The following is a 20,768-nucleotide window of genomic DNA, read 5'->3' on the forward strand; positions in this document are numbered from 1 at the left end:
GGTACATTATTTTCCTTAGCCAGCACCGCTTTTTCGTAAGTGCCGATCTTGTTCGCAAAATCTCCATTTTTAGCAATTCTGTCCGCACCTACAATGACCATGTCCACCTGTTTTCTATGCATCAGTGACCCTGACACATTATCTGCAATAACCTTGTGCGGTATGTCTTCCTGTATAAGCTCCCATGAGGTCAATCTGGCACCCTGCAGTCTCGGTCTGGTTTCATCGACCCAAACAAATATGTTCTTGTTCATATTCTTGGCCATTCTCATCGGTGCCAGTGCAGTGCCCCAGTCCACTACCGCCAGAGCTCCAGCATTGCAGTGAGTAAGTATCTTGTCATTCTGCTTAATCAGCTCGTTTCCATATATGCCGATCTTCTCGCATTTTGTAATGATCGAGGTTGCGTATTCTTCTGCCAGAACCACAGGATCTTTATGTTTCATATTGTTTTTCATATAATTTAGTGCATAGAAAAGATCATATGCTGTAGGCCTGGTCTTTTTTAGACGCTCAAATGCCACATCCAAGTTCTTGCCCTGTAATGCTGCCTGTGCAATGCCGTAAGCAGCAGCAACACCTATCGCCGGCGCTCCGCGCACAACCATGGTCTCTATAGCATATGCAACATCTTCATAATCTTTAGCAGTATATAACTCAATGGAGTCTGGGATCTTTCTCTGGTCAATAAACAGCACATATTTATTTTCGAACCATACTGCCTTCATGTCCTTTACAGTTTTATCAAACTTTACTTTCAATTAGCTCACCTTATTTCTTTTTAGAATGTATATAATGTTTAAAAATTTTTTTATGGTTTTTTGAAAAAGATATTATCTGCGTGAAATTTTGTTTCTCTATTTTTTTAGAACTGACAATGCGCTAAATATTATTCATTTTAAAGATTTTTAACTGCTCTTTTTTAACTATACTATTCACTTTTTGATATTGAATTCATACATGCCGAATATACAAGCGCTGCAACATCTTTTCCGAGATCTGTATGCATGCCCGTATACTTTTCACCTTTTTCAGACACTGGAAAAATCGCAATGGCATCAGTTCCGGTTCCGGTGGCAATGTTTCCATCCTCGTCTTTTATATTAGAGTTTATAAATGCCAATGCCTTTGCTTCAGTTGCAACCATAACCAGATTTATGGCACCAGCGATGCTTATCTCTGAAAAAGTGTTTATGAAAATATTCACGGTACCCACCCTACCATTCTTTTTCATAGGTGTTGTAGCGTTTGAGTAACCGCATGTCAAAAAAACTTCTGCCAGTTTTCCTGATAAGTGAACAGTACTATTTATGTTCACTGCGGTTAAAAATAGCAGAGCATTTGATTTATATGATTGCAAGAATTCCTCAACTGTAATTTTAAAATCTTTTGGCACAGTAATGTTCTGGATCTCTTCAATATTGTCAATACCTGTACCATTTATAGAGGTGCTCAAAACATTTACTGATCTATTGAAAAATATATGAAATACGTTTTTATCAATTTTCCATGATAACATATAAAAAAAGGTAACCTCACTTTTTAATTAATTTTTTTGGTTGTTTTTTAAATATATACAATTATTTTATATATATTCTAGAAAAACAATTGAAGCAAAATTCATATATATGTTACCATTATTGGATTTTTACAAATCGTTAAAAAAATTTTGAGTGGTCATTATGGTAGATAAAGTAGATAAGAAAGACTTCAAATACATCGTCAGAATCGCAAATACAAATATTGATGGTAATAAATCTGTACTATATGGTATAGCTGAGATTAAAGGAATAGGATATAGATTAGCTAATTCTATTATTAGGCAAATTGACATACCCGCGCAGGAAAAGATGGGTAACCTGACCGATCAACAGGTAGAGCTTCTGAAAAACGCGATTGAAAAAGATATAAACCAATACCTTCCAGAGTGGATGATGAACAGAAGAGAAGATCCTATTACAGGAGAAAGTTTCCACAAGATAGGTGTTGATCTTGATTTGCAGGTACAGGATGATGTAAATATAATGAAAAAGATGAGAGCATATAAAGGCATTCGACATGAGCGTGGTTTGCCGGTCAGAGGCCAGAGAACAAAAGCTAATGGTAGGGTTGGCATGTCCATAAGTCTTGGCAAGAAGAGACCAGAGACAAAGACAGAAGCTAAACCAGAGGTGAAATGATAATGGGCGATCCTAAATTTGACAGAAAAACATATGAATCACCACGAAATCCTTGGGAAATGAAGCGTATTAAAGATGAGAATAATCTGAGATCCAAGTATGGATTGAAAAATAAAAGAGAAATATGGAAGGCTATGTCTGTATTGAGATCATACAGGGCAAAAGCCATTGAGTTACAGGCTAAGTTGAGATATAATGACGTACAGGCTCAGAAAGAGTTAAAAGAGCTATCAAAAAAGCTGATAAATTACGGGATGCTCAATGAAAACAGTGCCAATTTAGATAGCATATTATCATTAACTGTTGAAAACATATTAGATCGCAGATTAGAAACATTAGTATACATGAAAGGTCTGGCAAATACACCGAGACAAGCACGCCAATTTATCGTTCATGGACACATATCAATAGGTGACCGTGCTGTAAGCATTCCCAGCTACATGGTTAAAAAAGAGGAAGAGCCATTGTTAAATTATAAAGAGAATTCACCATTAAGTAACGAACTTCACCCAATGCGTGTTAAAGAAGCGCAGAAAGAGGAACTGAAAGAGGGTGAAACAAATGAGTAAAACGGCAGTGGCACACTTATTTGCATCTCACAATAACACGATTATAACCGTTACTGACCTGACCGGTGCAGAGACCCTAGCAAAGGCTACTGGTGGAATGGTTGTTAAGGCAGACAGAGATGAATCATCTCCGTATGCAGCCATGAAAGCATCGGACATTATTACAGAAAAGTTGAGAGAGAAAGGAATTACGGATCTGATAATAAAAGTTCGTGCTCCCGGTGGCAGCAAAAGCCACAATCCAGGTCCTGGGGCACAAGCTGCTATAAGAGCATTGACTAGATCAGGGTTCAAGATTATCAGAATTGAAGATGTTACTCCCTTACCTCATGACGGCACCAGAAGAAAGGGCGGCAAGAGGGGCAGAAGAGTGTAACTTTTTCCTTATTTTTATTTGAAAGGTAAAAGATATGAATATAATGTTTACGTTAAATAAAAACTCGCGGCATAAATTAAATAGTGGAGGAAACTATGAATATTAAAATTTTGGAAGATCAAGAAAGATATATAAAATTTGAGATTACAAATATAAATTATTCTATTGCCAATATGTTGAGAAGAACATTGATAAATGATATTCCAAAGCTTGCAATCGACAAGGTGAAATTTCATCATGGCAGGCTACAGGATCAGGACAAAAATTCATATGATAGTATAACTCCTCTTTTTGATGAGGTAATCTCTTTAAGATTGGGATTGGTTCCACTACCCACAGATTTGAAAATGAAGTTTAAAAAAGAGTGCTCTCATCCTGCAGATCAAAGTTGCCCAAGCTGTACTGTAGCATATTATCTGAACAAGTTTGGGCCTGCAATTGTATACTCTGGAGATCTGGTACCAATAGGTAACGTGAAAGAATTTGAGCCTGTTGAAAAGAATATACCCATTCTGAAATTAAAGGAAAAGCAGGCGATTCTGGTTGAGGCAGAGGCAATTTTGGGCACTGCGAAAGAGCATGCTAAATGGCAGGTTACGAGTGGAGTATCTTATAGATATTACAGAGAATACATGCTTCCAAAAAACTCTGCACTTGCAGTGAAATTTATGGAAAAAGCAAAGAAAAACGTTGTCAGAACTGAAGAAAATCATTTAGTTGTGACTGACATTTATCCAACTCCATTAACTGGTGAACTTTATTCAGACAAACAGATAAAGTACAGAGAAGATGATACAGATATAATATTCCAGTTTGAAACTGATGGCTCGCTAAAGGCTAGAGAAGTACTTGAATTTGCAATAGCTAGGATTCAGACAAGATTGGAAAATATCAAGAACACTGTTACCGGTTGAAAAAAATGGCTCAGCGAAAAGATTTTGAACACCGCCTAAAACTTGTAGAAGAACTAGCACAGATGCATGTTAATCTTTATCCATCAAAACTGGAAAATAGCACTACTATTGAAAAAATAGTAGGTAATCCAGAACTTTTCATGGACCATACTGAAAAAATATCAGGGCGAATATTTGCGCTTAGATTTCATGGAAAAGTGGCATTTGGGGATATTGTAGATAATGGCTTTAAAATTCAGTTATATCTAAAAAGCGAGGTTTTAAAAGAAAAATTTGAGTTTTTTAACAAGTATCTAGATCGTGGCGATTTTATATGGTGTGAAGGTACAATAACAAGAACCCAGCGTGGAGAGCTGAGCATATTAGTTTTAAATTTTGAGATTCTTGCAAAGTCTTTATATGATCTACCACACCAGTGGTTCGGACTTGAGGATGTTGAGACTCGCTACAGGGCCCGATATCTAGATTTGCTACTAAATAAAAACGTGTTTGAAATTTTCTTGAAACGATCCAAGATCATAAGAGAGATCAGAAACTATCTTGATCAAAGAGAATATATAGAATTTGAGACCCCGGTTTTACAGCCTATATATGGTGGTGCAAATGCCAAGCCTTTTATCACGCTGGTAAATTCAATAAAACAGAACTATTATCTGAGAATATCTGACGAACTGTATCTAAAAAGGTTGCTTGTTGGAGGATATACAAAAGTCTATGAGATTGCAAAAGATTTCAGGAACGAGGACATAGACACCACTCATAACCCTGAATTTACTATGATTGAGATATATGAAGCCTACAGAGATTACAATGACATGATGGACCTGGCAGAACAGATGTTGAAATCTGTAGCTTTGAAAGTGAATGGTTCTTACCTGATAGATTTTAAAGATCACCAGTTAGACCTGTCAAAGCCATGGAGACGCGTAACTATGTATTCTCTATTGCGCGAAAAAGGGATAGATCCTAAAACTATCAGCGATGAAGAGCTGCAAAAACTGGTTTTGCAGCATGGTATAAAACTGGTAAAATATAGCAGAGGATTGGCAATCACAAAGCTTTTCGAAACATTATGCGAAGAAGAACTTATAGAACCCACATTTGTCATAGACTATCCAAAAGAGAGCACCCCTCTGTGCAAGATTCACAGGGATGATCCTGAACTTATTGAGAGATTTGAATTTTTTGTAAATGGCATGGAGCTTGCAAACGGCTATTCTGAGCTGAATGACCCGATCAGGCAAGAGCAAACTTTGAAAGAAGAAACTGCGCTGAGAAATCTGGGAGATGAAGAAGCACAGCAGTTTGACCAGGATTTTATTGATGCCTTGAGAGTTGGCATGCCCAATGCAGGCGGAATTGGCATTGGCATTGATCGGCTTGTAATGCTTTTAACCGCACAAACTAGCTTAAAAGAAGTGTTATTATATCCGATACTTGCAATAAAAAAAGAAGAATAGGTTAATATATCCAATTCATGTCTGATTTTTTATAGCTCAATATTTCTGCACTGTTAAAGAATATTGAAATTTCAAATTTAGCACGTTCTTCCGAGTCAGATGCGTGTATTACATTTTTCTGAATATTAAGAGCAAAGTCTCCTCTTATAGTACCGGGCGAGGCTTTGGCACCGTCAGTGCTGCCTATCAACAAGCGCACTACTTCTACTGCCTGCTCTCCTTCCACCACCATGGCTACTATCGGTCCTGAGGTGATATAAAGCATCAGATCTGTGTAAAATTTCTTGTCTTTATGTACCTCATACAGCTTTTCTGCTAGATCTGGAGAGACAAACAACATCTTCAAAGCTACTATTTTCAGTCCTTTTTTTTCTATCCTGCTGATTATGTCACCGATCAAACTTCTCTGTACTGCATCAGGCTTTAGTAGTATTAACGTTTGTTTCGTCACTCTTTTTCACCATATGCATTCTTACTTTCTTCTCTTCTTTATAGCTCTGGGTCCATAACACTTTTCTTGGAATTCTCTTTAACTTCAACATGTTTTTCTCGCATTTGCTGCTGCAAAAATAGAGAACCGAGCCATCTTTCCTTATGAACATTGTTCCTGTTCCTACTTCAAACGGGTTCCCGCAGAAAGAACATACTCTCTTGCTTACCATTATTTTTTCACCTAGCCACAAGTTTTCTTGCTTCTCTTGCCGTTTCTCTGAGCATTAGTATGTCCCCTATCTGTACTGGACCTATAATATTTCTAGTAATTATCCTGCCTTTGTCAGTACCGCTCAATACTCTGACCTTAACCTGAATGACTTCGCCTGTCATCCCGGTTCTTCCCATAATTTCAACAACCTCGGAGGGTGTTGCACTATCTTCAGCCATTTAAAATCACTTTTTAATCTTAGATATTTCTTCACTAACACTCTTAAAGCTCTCTTCACCTTTGCCAAGATCCAATATTGCAACGCTGGCTGTAGATTTCAGCCCGATTTTATTGCCGAGATCTTTCATCGTTGCTACAAATCCATATACTATTCCTTTCTCATCGCAAAGTAATGGTACATGTGCTACGACCTCGGGCGGGTTTACATCTTCTGCAACTACTACAAACTTAGCCTCATTTCTCTCGATTGCTTTAGTAACCTCATTGGTTCCTTTTTTTATTTTCCCGCTTTCTTTTGCTTTTTCTACAACGCTTAATATTTTATCTTGTAGCTCTTTTGGTACTTCAAATTTTACATATATTGATTTAGCCATATACTATCTACCTCTTTCATCTGTTCGATCATAGGTAGAGAGATGTAAAAGGATCATAATATAAATAGTTTATCTAATAAAGTTGCTGTTAATTTTTCTCTGACAGATTTGCAACTTAACAAATAAATACACTTTTAAAATATTGCAAAATAGGTATTTTTCATATTCATTATCGATTTAATGGAACATTTGACAAAAATCTAATAAAATATTTACTAAAAATTGAACTTTTCATAATTTGACATCCAGTTTAGATCGATTCAAAATTTTTATAAAATTTAGTTATCTCTTCATAATCTTTTAGAGAGTCTAATGATGCCCAGTATCCTGAATGTTTATATGCTACCGCCTCTCGATCATTGACAAGATCCTGAAACACAGTTTTTTCTATATCTGTTTCTGAATAGGATCTTTTCAAATATGATTGAACCTCTTTTTTGATAATGTAATATCCTGCGTTCATATAGTAGTTTAATAATGGCTTCTCTTGAAATTGTATGATGTTTGCCCTGTTCAGCTTGATTATACCGTATGGACTTCTCATTTTTACCGTGACTAATGTCAGGATCTTTTGATACTTACTGTAAAATTTAAATAGCTTATTAAAGTCCACATCGCAGATAGTGTCTCCGTTTCGAAGCAATATATCATCATCTATATACTCATACAGATTTCTGATTGACCAGAGCGTACCCATCGGAGTCTCCTCTTTCAAATAAACTATCTCAATACCTTTATATTCATTTTTAAACCTATTTTCAATCATCTCGCCTTTATAACCAGTGAGAAGATATACTGATTTTATGCCTGCATCTTTCATATCTAAAAGTTGTTTATCTAATATTGTATAATTTTCTTTAATTTCCAGCAAAACTTTCGGCTTGCTCTCAGTAAGGGGTAATAGTCTCTTGCCATATCCGCCCGCCAAAATTGCTCCGATCATAATAAGGAATTAAGATTTATATATATTAATATTTCTCGCAAAAATATTAAACCGCTCATTTCTATATAGTTCAATTAAGAAACATTTTAATAGTATTGAGCGCTTAAAAGAGCACGTGCAAAAACATTATATTTCTGCTGGAGATTTAGAAAAATTTGCGTATTGTCCAGTTAACTGGAAGATCAGCAAGACTAAGAAAGTGGATATTTCTGAAGGTGTTTCAAAACATAAAGATGCTGCAAGAGGTGGATTTTTACAGAAAACGTTGATTGATGACCTCAAACAGCTTGAAACTATAATATTGGTATTCTCAGTAGTGGGAACTATACTTTCTATCTTTGGGCTTACTTTCTTTATCAAGCATCTATCTATATTTCAATTATTGCTCATTATCTCATTTATCTGGATTCTTGTAGGAATCATAGAGATTTTGATTTTGCATCTGACACACTATAATAAATGGCTAAATATAGTGCTTTACTCATCATTTTTATTGCTCTTGTTATCGTTATTTATCTATTATTTTTTGCCGGGCAGGGAAGAGGTTGGCATAATTTTTGAGATTGTAGGTGTTTTGTGGCTTGCCGGAGCATCTTTTGCGCTATACTCTTCACTATTAAAAGAAAATAAACTGAATATTCTGCAAAAAAAATACGGACTACCAGAAGGACAGATTGTATATATTGATGATCTCGAGGAAAATACACCCGTAATGTTATCAGATAAATATGATATTAGCGGGAGACCTGATTTCGTGGTTCTTGTTAAAGGAGACTATATACCCGTAGAGTACAAAAGTGGGAGGGTACCAAGGGGGCCACTATTTTCGCATATAATACAGGTCACTGCTTATTGTATTTTGGTGGAGGAAAAGTACGGCAAAACCCCGCCATACGGCATTATTAAATACGGCAAAAAAGATTTTCAAATAGAATATACTGATGATCTAAAAGAGCTGGTCTTAAAAAAAGTGGCAGAGATTAAACGTGCAGAGATAACTGGCATCGCGCACAGAAACCATAACAATCCAGGTCGGTGTCTAGGATGTTCAAGACGTGAGTTTTGCGATGAAAAATTAGCGTGATAATATTGCCTCTTTCATTTTTATATATGATGCATGCGTTTTTATTCCCAGTGGATCAAACTGGGTCCTTGAAGCATTGAACCCCATGCTCTTTAATCTGGATATTACAGTATCCACTTTAACCTGCGATACCTTTAATCTGTTGCTGAGATCTTCTGTAGAATAAAAAAATAACATATTTTCAAGATTGAAATAACTCAGATATTTCTCTATAATCTTATACGATGCAAAATATGCTTCGTTTTTCAGTTTTTTTATAAATTCTAGGTTGTGAAGATCGCCGATCCAGAACGGTCCGTAATGCTTAGGCATCATAGACACCATAGCTATTGTCTGGACATTGTTTAAAGTTCTGGTGCTGTATCTTACTCCTTTCTTAAACCTGATAAATGTCCTGTAATAATAATCTCTATAGACCGATACTAAAGGCTCAATGCCCATATTGTTTGCAACTGCTACCTTTGCTATGTATGCAAGCATAATTCTTAACCCTGCTTCCTGTTTCAGATAATTTCTTATTCCAATGCTTCCATATTTTTTCAATCCTTTATTTTTGTTTGTGCCTGTAAAATTAGGGAGATCGGTAGTGGTAATGCCCATGATTCCGTTGTTGTTAATGCTCTCAATTGCACTTTCTAAATATGGTACAAATGAGCCATATGGATCAATATCAATATAATCATATTTTTTAGACTGTAACAGGCAATTCAAGTCCATCTGCGTCACGTTTAAATCAATATTATTCAGCTCCAGATTTCTCTTGATAAGGTTTACTGCATACTGGCTCTTATCGTTCAAATCTATCTTTATGCCCACTTCTTTTGCAATTCTTAATCCTCTAATGCCTGAAGATGCAAGTCCATCCAGCGCTTTGATGCTCTGATTACCCACTGCTTTCAAAACCATTACTGTCAGGTCTCTGGAAAAAATCATCGGCTTGCTGTAGTAGCCCCCTCCTTTTTTTCCAGGGCCCAGTTCTGTAGATATTTTTGGGACGTATATCTCTGCAAGCCCCTCTTTCACTTTTAATATGCTCACACACGCTCTCCCTTGATCAAGCTTACTATCTTAAATGGCAGTACGTTCCTGTTAACCTGTGTAACCTCTAATATCCTGATATCATCTCTTCTTCGTATTTCCTGCAATAATGAGTTTCTGGACTTTTTGTGCACTGTGATTATGATGTTCTTGTCCATATCCAGTATTTCTTTGACTGCGCTCACAAACTTTTTGCTTTCTGATTCCATCTTTCCTAGCTCATCAATTACTATTACATCTGCTTCTTTCGCCTCTTCCAAAGCCCTGATCCCGAGATCTTCCAGTAACTTGATGTCCAGGCCATATTTTCCAACTTTGTATCTGCTCTGAAAATCTTTGTGCGCAAATATTTTTTTCTCTTTTGTAGTCCAGTCTAATAAATAAAAACCCACTCTCTTTCCATCTTCTACCACTTCTTCAGTAACAATACCTCCAATTTTGTAGTTTTGAGACTCGAGTATGTTAATTGTTTTTAGCAGTGTAGTGGTTTTACCAATGCTTGGAAGTCCGCTTAATCCTATTTTTACAAACATTTCTATTCCTCTAATATATCTGATATGTACATTAATGGATAATCTATCTCTGCAATATAGTTCAATTTGCATATCACTTTTATACTCTGATATTTTATGGTTAATTCTACATCCATCATGTTTCCGGTAAGCGTCAAATATTTATATGGCCCAGTACTTTTTTTTAATCGGGATCTGTCTATCTTCACCGATACTGAATCTACAAATGGCTGAACCTTAATGCTCTCTTCTATTGCCTTTTCCAGTACTTCAACGTTATCTTTGTTGATTGGTACTCCTACAAACTGGTGATAAACCGTTCCAAGTTTGATCCCCGCCTCGAATATTGCACGATCACGCATAGTGCAGTTGAAATATTGTTCTGCTTTATCTTTCATCCTATACCGTAATTACTTATGCGAATATTATCTTTTCTAAATTTTTGACTTTAAAAAAGAAAAATTATATAATCTGATTATCATTTTAAGGTGATGGATATTGTATCGTATAAGGAGATCAAAAAACATAGGCGAAAGATCTATTTTTCAGTGCTCAACATGGTACTAATTATGCGTAAGGTTTATAAGTTGAGCAAGTCTGATAAAGAGAGTGATAGATTAAAAATTAAAACTCTTGCTAGAAAAAACTTAAATCTTATTATAAAACTAGGGCCTACATTCATAAAATTAGGGCAGGTACTTTCTGCAAGAGCAGACATGTTTCCAGAAGAATACATAGAGATAATGTCGGAGTTACAGGATCTTGTCCCTCCCGCACCATTTGAAGAGATTGAAAAAGAACTGAAAGAATCGTTGGGTGTAGATTTTAACAAAATTTTTGAAAACTTTGAAAAAGCGCCAATACAGTCTGCGAGCCTGGGACAGGTTCACAGAGCTGTATTAAACGGAAAGAATGTTGCTGTAAAAATACTGAGACCGGGAATAAGAAAAAGAGTGATCTTGGATCTGGAAGCTATGAAAACTATAGTGCCATGGTACCGGTTTTTAGTGGGCAGAGATTTTGCATTTTCAATGAGTATAGTACTTGACCATATTCAAAATACTATATTTGAAGAGATGAACTATAAGTTAGAGGCTCAAAATTTAAAAGATATAAAAGAGTATGTTTCATACGATCCAAAAGTAAGGGTTCCTGAAGTTTACGACGAGTATGTAACTGAAAAAGTGCTTACAATGGAATATCTGCCAGGTATCAAGATTACCAATGTTGAGGCAATTAAAAAGGCAGGCATAGACAATAAAGATCTTGCTAAACGAATCGTGTTCGTGTTTACTGAGTTGGTTCTTGTAAAGCCCAAGTTTCATGCAGATCCACACCCAGGAAATATATCTGTCTTGAATGATGGAACCCTAATATTATATGATTTTGGAATGATTGGAACACTTCCAAAAGCTGTTCGTGGCAAATTGTTTTATTTGTACTATGCTCTGGTTAATAAAGATGCTGAAAAGATCATTACGGCAATGATAGAGCTTGATGCTCTGGACCCTTATGTAAACAAAGAGATCATCAAAAAAGGTATTAATCTGGCATTTAAAGGATTAGAGGGAAAGACTATTAATGAATATGAGATTAGAGATCTACTTAAAGCAGCTAACAAAGTCTTTTTCAATTTTCCATTTCGGTTGCCTAATGATTTGGTCATGTTTATAAGAATGTACTCGTTGATGGAAAGCGTTGTAATAACGTTAGATCCTGAGTTCAATATGATCGAGACTCTTGGAGAGCTTTTAAGTAAGTCAGGTTTGAGAACCGAGCTTGTTAACTACATGGTTGATCGAGAAGTTAACAGAGTTATAAATTCCATATCCAACCTCCTGGATGTACCGGGCAATATTAACACGTATATTGATTATCGATTATCTGCAGAGCATGCCAAAAAAGCATATACATTAGAGTATGCCATTGCTGGCAGTGGTGTGTTGATTGCCTCTTCTCTTTTGTTTGTTATATCTATTGGATATTTTGTAATAGGTGCCGCGATAAGTGTTTTTTTGTTTGTATTATCGTTTCGCTCAAAAAATTGAGAAATGTTTTTATAGGCGGGTATATTAATAATCTTGCGAGGTGATTAGTTTATGGATGATATGATAAAATTAGTTGCTGATGACATTAAAGAGGAAGTAAAAAAAAGAGTGAATGAGAGACTGGGCGAGAGATATAAAGGATTTTACAGATTTATATTACCACCAATAGACATCATTGAAAAAAAGGATTCTTTGATAATTATTGCAGATTTACCAGGATTCAACAAAGAAAATATTGAGCTTAGCATAGTTGGAGAATATTTAAAAATTACAGCACAGCGAAAAGAGGAATCAGAAGGAACTGTTCATCTGAGAGAAAGGCCCGATCATATTTACAGATACGTAAAGATCCCGATCCCTGTTGAAAAAGAGAAGATCAGCGCCAAGCATGAAAACGGTTTACTGACAATAACATTGCCTGTAAAATCAGAAATGAAAATAAATGTAGAATAAACTTTTATATTTTTTTAAATTTTAGATGCTATTTTGCTAGAAAAATTGTGTAAGAGCGTAGTTAATAGATTCAAAGCTTAATGGATGTGGATTGCAAGTCCATGCCAGATCTTTCACAGTAAGGTTTTTCTCTATTGAAACCGTGAATTCTGTAATAAGCTCTGAGGCATTATGAGCATATATTTCAGCGCCTATAATTTTTAAGTTATCTGGATCATATATTATTTTAATCCATCCTGCCGTTTCATCTAAAATTTGAGATTGTGTATCTTTTATTAGATTCTTCTTTAATGCTACATATTTTATATTCTTATCTTTGCACTCTTTTTCAGATAATCCTACCTTTGCTATTTCTGGATATGTAAATACAGTGAATGGAATAGAGTCATAGTTTATTTTATAAACTGGTGTTTTGTTCATTATATTTTTTGCCACGATCAGGCTCTCTTTTACAGCAGCATGAAACAGCATTGCTTTTCCAGTCACATCACCCGCTGCATAAATGCCTGGAACGCTCGTTTGAAGGTGCTCATCCACCCATATTGCACGGTTCTCGATCTTAATGTCAGTGTTTTCCAGTCCAAAATTATTAAGCCTTGGTCTTCTTCCAACAGCCATCAAAACCCGCTCTGTTTCTAACTGTTCGATCTTGCCATCTTTTAGATATGACAGAATATATCCAGTTTCGGTTTTATCAATAGACTTTAGCATGGAATTAAATAAAAAATCTACGCCGAGAGTACCCAGCTTTTTTATTATTTCTGTGACTAGATCATCATCCATACCTGCAAGTACTGCTTTTGGTAGCATTTCTATTATTTTTGTTTTGACACCAAGGGGGGCCAACATGTTTGCAACCTCAAGACCTATATAACCAGCGCCAATGATTACAATCGATTCTGGTAATATTTTCATGCTGTCTTGATACATAAATAGGTCATTGCTTGTAAGTACTTTATCTGCATTGTTGATCGGTGGAATAACAGTTTCTGCACCTGTAGCAATAACAATATTTTGGCCTGTGGCTACAAAATCGGTTTTGCCTTTCACATGTATTTCATTATTATTAATAAACTCGCCATGCGCTTTGAAAAAGGTTAGGTTTGGAAAATGTTCTTCAATCTCTTTCATATGTTGTTCATACCTAAGTTTTTGGACTTCGTCTTTCTTAGCAGTTGCCATATTCCATACTTTAGTCTTATCTACAATGAATCCAAACCTCTTACTTCCTATTGCCTCATTTATCATGTACCTGACCGTTTTGCTGGGAATGCAGCCAGCATATAAACAATCACCGCCAAGATTTCCCTTTTTGTCGATCATTAATACTTTTTTACCTCTCTCTGCTAGATAAAAAGCGGCAGGGTAAGAGGCACCTCCAGCACCAATAAATATTACATCATATTCTTTTTTTTCCATATATCCTTCTATACCTATCTTTCTATATTAATTTTATCCAACAGAGCATAAGTGCTTTTGAAAATGCTATTTTAGTATGTGTGTTGCAAGCCTCTCTGCAAACTCTTTCACATTTTTCTGCTCTTCATCGGTAGGTACCATCTTCGCCCTTACAAAAGGCTCTGGAACATTGAATTTCAACGCGCGCAAACGATCTTCAATCATCTTGGCACCCTCGCCACTCCATGCATAGGTACCAAACGCAGCGCCGATCTTGCCTCTAACATCTATCGTAGTAAGGCTAGACAAAAGATCCCATACAAACTTCAGGGCGTCAGCCTGTATTGTAGCAGAGCCCACAATTAATGCATCGGTATTCTCGATAATAGCTACAAGCGCGGAAATGTCCACCCCTGTAAGATCCATTAATGTAGTATGGATATTGGATTTATGCAATGTATGCGCAATAGTCTCTGCCATTTTTTCAGTGCCTCCATAGGATGATGCGTAAACTACCAGCGCTGACTTATAATCTTTCTTCGGAACAGTAGACCATTCTCTGTACAGGTCTAGATATTTTTTTGGATTAGACCTCAATATCAAGCCATGTGATGGTGCAATAATTTCTATGTCAAGTTTCTCGATTTTGTTCAGCGCATTAATAGAATATTGTTTGAAAGGCCTGATTATCGAATCAAAATAGTATTTATATACATATGAAAAATCTAGCGCCTCATCATCGAACATCGTATCATCGCAGTAATGGCACGATAAATAATCACACGGGAACAATATTTTTGATTCGCGAAGATAGGTGGTCATGGTGTCTGGCCAGTGCAAGAATGGTGTGCTTATAAATTCCAGTGTCTTGTCTCCCAAAGATAGTTTGTCTCCGTCACCAACCAATACCGCATTTATGTCTCTGTGCAGTATCTCTGGCAAAAACGGTTTTGCGTTTTTACTTGCATAAACTCTAGCATTTGGTGCAAGCTCTAAAAGTTTCGGTAGCGCGCCTGAATGATCAGATTCTGTATGGTTCACAACCACATAATCTATCTTGCTAGGGTCAACGATCTCTTTTATATTAGAGATAAACTCCTGCTCAAATCCTTTTTTTACAGTATCTATCACTGCTATCTTTTCAGTGCCTATAATTAAATATGAGTTGTACGAAGTTCCTCTGGGTGTTTTCATTATCACATCAAATATTCTCATTTTCCGGTCTTTCACTCCTATCGAATATATTCCTTTTTTTATTTCCAACATTTTATGACACCTCTATTATTTTTTTTATTTCCTGTAAATCCAGATAATATTCATTTTCTCCCTGCGGAGTTTCTAAAATGAAAGGTATAGATTCTAACCTTTCATCAGTTAGTATTTTTACGAATCCTTTAGATCCAATCATTCCTTTTCCTATGTGTGCATGTCTGTCTATCTTGCTTCCTAGCCCTTTTTCAGAGTCGTTTAAATGTATAACCTTAAGTTTATTTAAACCTATTGTAGCTTCAAATTCTTCAATCACTTTTTCATAATTATTGGAAATGTCATATCCGGCAGCGTAGATATGGCAGGTATCTATACACACTCCCACCCTCTCTTTATCATTTACCTTTAATATTATGTTTTTTAGCTGATCAAATGTATATCCTATATTAGTTCCTTGCCCGGCAGTCGTTTCTAATAAAAGCACCGTCTTCCCACTCATGCTCAAAGTTTCATTTATAGATTTTGCAATTCTATCTATTGCGTATTCTTCTCCAAACCCATTGTGAGAACCCGGATGAAAGATAAGATATGGAATAGTTAACTGATCGCATCTATTTGCCTCTTCTAAAAAAGAGGCTTTGGATTTAAGCCATAAAGATTCTTCATTTGCTGCAAGATTAATTAAATAAGATGCATGAGCAACAGTTAGAATCTCATATTTTCTCATGCTATTTTTGAATGATTCTATCACCTCTTTTTCCAATTTTTTAGATACCCATTGCCTCTGATTTTTTGTAAATATCTGTATTGCATCTAGCCCAAGTATTTTACCTCTTTCAGGTGCATTTTCTATGCCTCCTGAAATTGATATGTGCGCTCCCACAATCCTCTTTTTCGAGTTTTTAAAGATCATAGAGCTGCATCTAAAAATAGTTCAGACCATTTAAATAGAAAAAGTTTTCTAGTTTTTGTGTAAAAAAACATTATAAATATGATTTTGTGGCTGTATCATTTTCCTGCCTAATTTTTAAAATATTATATTTATTTTATAGATTTAATGCGTAAAAATTCGGTTACAAAAAGTTAAAATATAGATATTTTATAGAGTAAATCATGGTAGATTCTACTGATTCTGATTCTAAAGAAATATTTAGAAAACCTAAATCAAGTGACTATTCTCTATACACACTAAAATGGAGCCCTGGTGGCAAGATTAACACTACACAATATGTGTTATATGCAATACAGATCGCAGTTGTAATATTGTTGTCATGGCTTGGTGTGATTGCAACGCCCGTAGTAGGCCCGGGTATCGGCTTTTTGTACTGGGCGTACCCATTTTTTGTCGTTTTTACACTTTGGTGGGGCCTATGGGGCGTAATAGCTGCCGGTATAGGCTGTTTTGTAGGCGCAGGACTGCTGACCGGTATGCCTTTGGTCCCCTCCCTAGCATTTAGTGTTGGAGATTTTGTGCCTGCACTATTAATACTTATACTTTATCGTGGAGTACTGGCAAAGAGAGGCATTGATCCACTTGGCAGAGATATATTGAAAAGTAAAAAAGCAGCGTTCTGGTTCGTGATATGGGTAATGGGCATTACTAACGTTATTGGTGGTATGTGGGGAGTTTGGAACCTCACACTTCTCGGATTCGTCCCGAAGAACGCATACTGGTTAGGTGCAGGATTATGGATATTGGGCGATGCAATTGTATTGCTCATAGCACCGTTCTTAACAGTGTCATTAACACCAATTGTGCGTAGATACGGATTATTAGCGAAAGGATTGATCTCATAAACATAATATACTTACATTCATTTACAGGGAACATTCATGATCAGTGATAGAGAGAACTGGAGTGGAGAGAAAAAATTTGTAAAAACTATTTTATTTTATGCAAAAACAGATTCTGTTTTTGTAAGGCTCAACCCTATCGCAAAGTTTCTTATTTTTGTTATTGTATCGGTAGCTGTAATAAGGGCAATCACCGAATCTTACCCAGACCTGGTATTCTCAATAATTGTGTTTTTAATCGTAATTGTGTTTTTTATAGACTCTAAAACTATCAAATATCTAGTTAAAAGTTATCTAGTATTGCTGGTTATTGCACTTTTTGTACTGTTTATATGGTGGCTGTTTTTCAATCAGGTTGGATCATCTGTGCTGTATCAGACTTCTCTATCCACAATAAAGTTAAAGATAACTACGGAATCTGTATATGTCGGACTTTCAAAGGTATTTGGTTATGCGGCTATGGCTTTCTTGACATTGTTGATTATCATGACCACAAGAGACATCGATGTCGTTGCCGGCTTGACCAAGGCAAAGTTTCCATTCAAGATCGTTTTTTTCATCTCGCTGATATTCAGGAGCTTAAACATAATGACAGAAGATCTCGAATCTATTAGGCATGCACAATATGCAAGAAGTGGCAAGATTAAAGGGTTTAGATTATTAAAAAAGATTAAAGAATTTATAGCCTTATCCATTCCATTAACTGCGTCTATGATCAAAAGATCTGTAGAAATGGGCTCAGCACTTGAAGCACGCGGGTTTTCAAACGCGAAAAAGTTGTCAGAGCCTCTGGATCAGAGAACGTTCAAATATTATGACTATCTTGGCATATCCTTAGCGGTTATCGGCCTCGTGGTCGTATACGTTTTCAATCTCTCGATAATGGTAGGTAGATATATATGAGTGAGAAAGCTGTAGAATTGATAAACTTTTACTGGAGATATCCAACATTTACTGAAGAGATGGGAGATTACACTTTAAAAAATATCAATTTAGAAATATATAAAGGTGAATTTTTTGGGATAACCGGACCTACTGGATCTGGAAAAACTACACTATGCTATTCTATTGCAGGGCTGATTCCACACCAGGTAAAAGTGCCACTGGATAAGATAAATGAGCATATGAGCGGTAAAATTCTGGTGTTTGGAGAGCCTGTATCTGAAATTGTAACAACCGAGAACACTGTAAAGATCGTTGGAAAGCATACTATGGCTCCTACTATCGGCATAGTCATGCAAGACCCTGAAAACCAGTTTTTGACAATGAGCGTGTTAAGTGAGCTGTCTTTAGGATTGCAGATTATGGGGCTTGACAAAAAAGAAATTGAGACAAGGATCAAGGATGCGCTTGAGAGAGTCGGGCTGGAAGATCTGTATAATGTTGCTTCAAAGATCCATCCTAGCGAGCTGTCTGGAGGTCAGAAACAGAGGTTGATCATTGCCAGTTTTCTAGCAATGCATCCAAAGATATTGATCTTGGACGAGCCCACTTCAGACCTAGATCCGGCGGGAAAGATGGAAGTGATCCAGGCCATAGCAAAGCTGAAAGAAAGAGGGGATATAACTGTAATTTTGGTAGAGCATGATCCTGAGATCATGAAAAAATTTGTAGATCGAATGGCAGTAATATATAATGGAGAGATCGTAGCAATTAATACTCCCGACAAGATTTACTCAGACCCAAAAACTAAAAACTATATTGAGATTCCTGACATTTTGAACATGAAAGAGGAGGAGATAATAAATAGCGTGGATGTAAACATTGCCAGAACTTTCAGGGTTAGCAGGGTCATTAAAGAGTCTGGCACACTGGCTATAGATGTGAAAAACTTGCAGTTTACGTACACTGATGGCACAAAGGCTATTAATGGGCTGGATCTGAAAGTTAACAAGGGAGAGTTTATAGCATTGATCGGGCAGAACGGGTCTGGAAAAACCACACTGTCAAAAATTTTATCAGGCTATGAGACTGGATGGAGCGGTTATGTAAGGGTACTGGACATGGACATCAAAAAGAAGAGTGTGAGATCCGAACTTCCCAGATATTTAGGATATGTGTTCCAGAATCCAGACCATCAGATTTTTAATAGATCTGTGCATAATGAAATAGAGTATGGTCTGAAAAATTTAGGCATTCCGAAGGATGAATCAGAAAATATAATCAAGTACACATTACAAAAGGTGGGGCTCTATACAAAACTTGATGAAGACCCTCTCTTTTTAAGTCGTGGCGAAAAACGCAGGCTTGCAGTAGCAAGTGTCATGGCAATGAAGCCTGAGATACTGATCGTAGACGAGCCTACTACGGGCCAGGATTACAGAATGTCCAGAGAGATCATGGAAATTCTGGACGAGATGAACAAGGATGGCAGGACAATAATAGTTATAACGCATGATATGAGACTGGTGGCTGAATATTGCAGGCGCGTAATGGTAATGAAAAGAGGAAAGATCATATTTGACGGTCTGCCTGAAGAATTATTTGTAAACGAAGAGCTTTTAAAAGATTCGTCGCTGATAGCTCCGCAATCTGTCAGAATCTCAAAAAAGCTAAAAGATGCAGGCGTGATCCAGGATCTCTTGATTAATGCCAGAGACTGGTTCGAATTTTTCAAGTTTGAAAAAGAAAAAAAGAGATATGTAGCTTTGAAATTTGACATGTTAAAACACTATGCAAAGCAGCTTGCAAAAGAGATTTTAGAGAAATATGGAACTCCAGAATCTATCATATACATTGAGCGCGGGGGCATGGTAATAGGTAGGTTGCTCAGTGATTATTTGCAGGTGAAAGAGGTGATTGGAATAAGGGCAAGCTACTATCTTGAAGATGGCACTCCCAGCACTGCTGTAAACATCGGCTCTTTTGAATATTTGCCGATCACGCAGAATGGATATATTTTGCTTGTAGACGATATTGCCGATACTGGCAAGACGCTTGAGCAGGTTCTGAAAAAGATCAGAGAGAAAGTTAACAAAAAGATCGTGGTTGCCACTATTGCGTTCAAGCCGCAATCTATAGTGAAGCCGGATGTGTATGCTTATACTGTTGATAATGAGACATGGATCATATTTGATTATGAAGAAAATGAGACAAAATTAAGATTTTTAAAAAGAAATAATGAAAATGGGTTACAGTTTATGCGCGAGAGCTTTCCGTAATATTTATATGTTGTATTTTTCGCCGGGCTTGAGTGTTACAACCTTAGTACCTAACTTTAATTTTTGCACTTCGTTTTCAAATTCTATTGCAGTACCCCATAATGCTGGAAAGGTCTGGTAATGCATGGGTATTGCGATTTTAGGTTTTATTAGTTCCACCGCTTTTGCAGCCTCGTAAGGACCCATTACAAAGTGTCCACCAATAGGCAACAACGCAACCTTAGGCTTGTAAAATTCTCCGATTAGTTTCATGTCCATCATTGCTCCTGTATCGCCAGCATGATAGACCGTGCTGTTTTTGCCTATTATAACCACTCCTGAAGGAGAGCCCAGTGAAGAGCTGTGCGTAGCACTGGTCAATACGAATTTTAG

Annotated in this window: 25 protein-coding genes; 11 read left to right on the forward strand and 14 right to left on the reverse strand. The window is 36.5% G+C overall.

Features of this window, described 5'->3' with window-relative positions:
* Together QXQ25_05130 and QXQ25_05135 are read right to left on the reverse strand one after the other, a co-directional pair.
* Nucleotides 1–761: s-methyl-5-thioribose-1-phosphate isomerase (locus tag QXQ25_05130; GenBank protein ID MEM0161085.1), on the reverse strand; the 761-nt coding region annotated here is incomplete at its 3' end.
* Between the two features lie 170 nt (nt 762–931).
* Nucleotides 932–1,519 (reverse strand): adenosylcobinamide amidohydrolase, encoded by a 588-nt coding sequence (locus QXQ25_05135; GenBank protein ID MEM0161086.1) that lies wholly within the window; start codon nt 1,517–1,519, stop codon nt 932–934.
* A gap of 163 nt (nt 1,520–1,682) precedes the next feature.
* On the opposite strand from QXQ25_05135, the gene QXQ25_05140 reads away from it, so the two are divergent.
* From QXQ25_05140 to lysS, 5 genes are all read left to right on the forward strand, one after another.
* Nucleotides 1,683–2,180 (forward strand): 30S ribosomal protein S13, encoded by a 498-nt coding sequence (locus tag QXQ25_05140; GenBank protein MEM0161087.1) that lies wholly within the window; start codon nt 1,683–1,685, stop codon nt 2,178–2,180.
* A 2-nt stretch (nt 2,181–2,182) separates the two neighbouring features.
* On the forward strand, nt 2,183–2,749 hold the full coding sequence (locus QXQ25_05145) for a 30S ribosomal protein S4 (protein MEM0161088.1): 567 nt from the start codon (nt 2,183–2,185) through the stop codon (nt 2,747–2,749).
* Nucleotides 2,742–3,125: a 30S ribosomal protein S11 gene (locus QXQ25_05150; GenBank protein ID MEM0161089.1), complete on the forward strand. Its 384-nt coding sequence runs from the start codon at nt 2,742–2,744 to the stop codon at nt 3,123–3,125. The genes QXQ25_05145 and QXQ25_05150 overlap by 8 nt, the downstream gene beginning before the upstream one ends.
* A gap of 95 nt (nt 3,126–3,220) precedes the next feature.
* A complete protein-coding gene (locus QXQ25_05155; protein ID MEM0161090.1) occupies nt 3,221–4,039 on the forward strand; it encodes a DNA-directed RNA polymerase subunit D in 819 nt (272 codons plus the stop codon).
* Between the two features lie 5 nt (nt 4,040–4,044).
* Nucleotides 4,045–5,499 (forward strand): lysine--tRNA ligase, encoded by a 1,455-nt coding sequence (lysS, locus tag QXQ25_05160; GenBank protein ID MEM0161091.1) that lies wholly within the window; start codon nt 4,045–4,047, stop codon nt 5,497–5,499.
* A gap of 1 nt (nt 5,500) precedes the next feature.
* On the opposite strand, the gene ndk is transcribed toward lysS, so the two are convergent.
* The 5 genes from ndk to QXQ25_05185 all read right to left on the reverse strand — a co-directional run bounded on the left by ndk (nt 5,501) and on the right by QXQ25_05185 (nt 7,699).
* Nucleotides 5,501–5,950 (reverse strand): nucleoside-diphosphate kinase, encoded by a 450-nt coding sequence (gene ndk, locus QXQ25_05165; GenBank protein MEM0161092.1) that lies wholly within the window; start codon nt 5,948–5,950, stop codon nt 5,501–5,503.
* Entirely contained in the window at nt 5,916–6,161 is a 246-nt protein-coding gene (locus QXQ25_05170; GenBank protein MEM0161093.1) for a 50S ribosomal protein L24e, read from the reverse strand. Before QXQ25_05170 ends, ndk begins: the two co-directional genes overlap by 35 nt.
* Before the next feature lie 7 nt (nt 6,162–6,168).
* Complete coding sequence (locus QXQ25_05175; protein MEM0161094.1) at nt 6,169–6,381, reverse strand: 30S ribosomal protein S28e; 213 nt, start codon at nt 6,379–6,381, stop codon at nt 6,169–6,171.
* Between the two features lie 6 nt (nt 6,382–6,387).
* Nucleotides 6,388–6,756, reverse strand: a complete 369-nt coding sequence (gene rpl7ae, locus QXQ25_05180) for a 50S ribosomal protein L7Ae (protein ID MEM0161095.1) — start codon at nt 6,754–6,756, stop codon at nt 6,388–6,390.
* Between the two features lie 250 nt (nt 6,757–7,006).
* Nucleotides 7,007–7,699, reverse strand: a complete 693-nt coding sequence (locus QXQ25_05185) for a nucleotidyltransferase family protein (GenBank protein MEM0161096.1) — start codon at nt 7,697–7,699, stop codon at nt 7,007–7,009.
* A gap of 115 nt (nt 7,700–7,814) precedes the next feature.
* Here QXQ25_05185 and cas4 point away from each other — a divergent pair, with 115 nt between their 5' ends.
* Nucleotides 7,815–8,783: a CRISPR-associated protein Cas4 gene (gene cas4, locus QXQ25_05190; GenBank protein MEM0161097.1), complete on the forward strand. Its 969-nt coding sequence runs from the start codon at nt 7,815–7,817 to the stop codon at nt 8,781–8,783.
* On the opposite strand, the gene QXQ25_05195 is transcribed toward cas4, so the two are convergent.
* Genes QXQ25_05195 through QXQ25_05205 form a run of 3 tightly spaced genes read right to left on the reverse strand, consistent with a single transcriptional unit; the run spans nt 8,775 to nt 10,731 of the window.
* On the reverse strand, nt 8,775–9,821 hold the full coding sequence (locus QXQ25_05195; GenBank protein MEM0161098.1) for a hypothetical protein: 1,047 nt from the start codon (nt 9,819–9,821) through the stop codon (nt 8,775–8,777). The two genes, cas4 and QXQ25_05195, sit on opposite strands and share 9 nt — an antisense overlap.
* Nucleotides 9,818–10,354: an NTPase gene (locus QXQ25_05200; protein MEM0161099.1), complete on the reverse strand. Its 537-nt coding sequence runs from the start codon at nt 10,352–10,354 to the stop codon at nt 9,818–9,820. The genes QXQ25_05195 and QXQ25_05200 overlap by 4 nt, the downstream gene beginning before the upstream one ends.
* 2 nt (nt 10,355–10,356) lie before the next feature.
* Nucleotides 10,357–10,731 (reverse strand): dihydroneopterin aldolase family protein, encoded by a 375-nt coding sequence (locus tag QXQ25_05205; GenBank protein ID MEM0161100.1) that lies wholly within the window; start codon nt 10,729–10,731, stop codon nt 10,357–10,359.
* A gap of 93 nt (nt 10,732–10,824) precedes the next feature.
* On the opposite strand from QXQ25_05205, the gene QXQ25_05210 reads away from it, so the two are divergent.
* Entirely contained in the window at nt 10,825–12,381 is a 1,557-nt protein-coding gene (locus QXQ25_05210; GenBank protein MEM0161101.1) for an AarF/ABC1/UbiB kinase family protein, read from the forward strand.
* Nucleotides 12,382–12,432: 51 nt separating this feature from the next.
* Nucleotides 12,433–12,834, forward strand: a complete 402-nt coding sequence (hsp14, locus tag QXQ25_05215) for an archaeal heat shock protein Hsp14 (protein ID MEM0161102.1) — start codon at nt 12,433–12,435, stop codon at nt 12,832–12,834.
* Nucleotides 12,835–12,870: 36 nt separating this feature from the next.
* Here the strand turns inward: hsp14 and QXQ25_05220 are convergent, their stop codons facing one another.
* The 3 genes from QXQ25_05220 to QXQ25_05230 form a co-directional block, all read right to left on the reverse strand.
* Nucleotides 12,871–14,253 (reverse strand): dihydrolipoyl dehydrogenase, encoded by a 1,383-nt coding sequence (locus tag QXQ25_05220; protein MEM0161103.1) that lies wholly within the window; start codon nt 14,251–14,253, stop codon nt 12,871–12,873.
* Nucleotides 14,254–14,319: 66 nt separating this feature from the next.
* Nucleotides 14,320–15,498: an FprA family A-type flavoprotein gene (locus QXQ25_05225; GenBank protein MEM0161104.1), complete on the reverse strand. Its 1,179-nt coding sequence runs from the start codon at nt 15,496–15,498 to the stop codon at nt 14,320–14,322.
* Nucleotide 15,499: 1 nt separating this feature from the next.
* Nucleotides 15,500–16,354 carry a deoxyribonuclease IV gene (locus QXQ25_05230; protein ID MEM0161105.1) on the reverse strand — a complete coding sequence of 285 codons (855 nt, stop codon included), beginning with the start codon at nt 16,352–16,354 and terminating at the stop codon, nt 15,500–15,502.
* Between the two features lie 200 nt (nt 16,355–16,554).
* On the opposite strand from QXQ25_05230, the gene QXQ25_05235 reads away from it, so the two are divergent.
* Genes QXQ25_05235 through QXQ25_05245 form a run of 3 tightly spaced genes read left to right on the forward strand, consistent with a single transcriptional unit; the run spans nt 16,555 to nt 20,396 of the window.
* On the forward strand, nt 16,555–17,238 hold the full coding sequence (locus QXQ25_05235; GenBank protein MEM0161106.1) for a hypothetical protein: 684 nt from the start codon (nt 16,555–16,557) through the stop codon (nt 17,236–17,238).
* 36 nt (nt 17,239–17,274) lie between these two features.
* A complete protein-coding gene (locus QXQ25_05240) occupies nt 17,275–18,138 on the forward strand; it encodes an energy-coupling factor transporter transmembrane component T (protein MEM0161107.1) in 864 nt (287 codons plus the stop codon).
* Nucleotides 18,135–20,396: an energy-coupling factor transporter ATPase gene (locus QXQ25_05245; GenBank protein ID MEM0161108.1), complete on the forward strand. Its 2,262-nt coding sequence runs from the start codon at nt 18,135–18,137 to the stop codon at nt 20,394–20,396. The genes QXQ25_05240 and QXQ25_05245 overlap by 4 nt, the downstream gene beginning before the upstream one ends.
* Before the next feature lie 3 nt (nt 20,397–20,399).
* Here QXQ25_05245 and QXQ25_05250 read toward each other — a convergent pair.
* On the reverse strand, nt 20,400–20,768 hold a 369-nt coding region (locus QXQ25_05250; protein ID MEM0161109.1), incomplete at its 5' end, for an MBL fold metallo-hydrolase.

It is taken from the genome of Thermoplasmata archaeon (assembly GCA_038729465.1).
GTDB lineage: Archaea > Thermoplasmatota > Thermoplasmata > Thermoplasmatales > ARK-15 > JAVRLB01.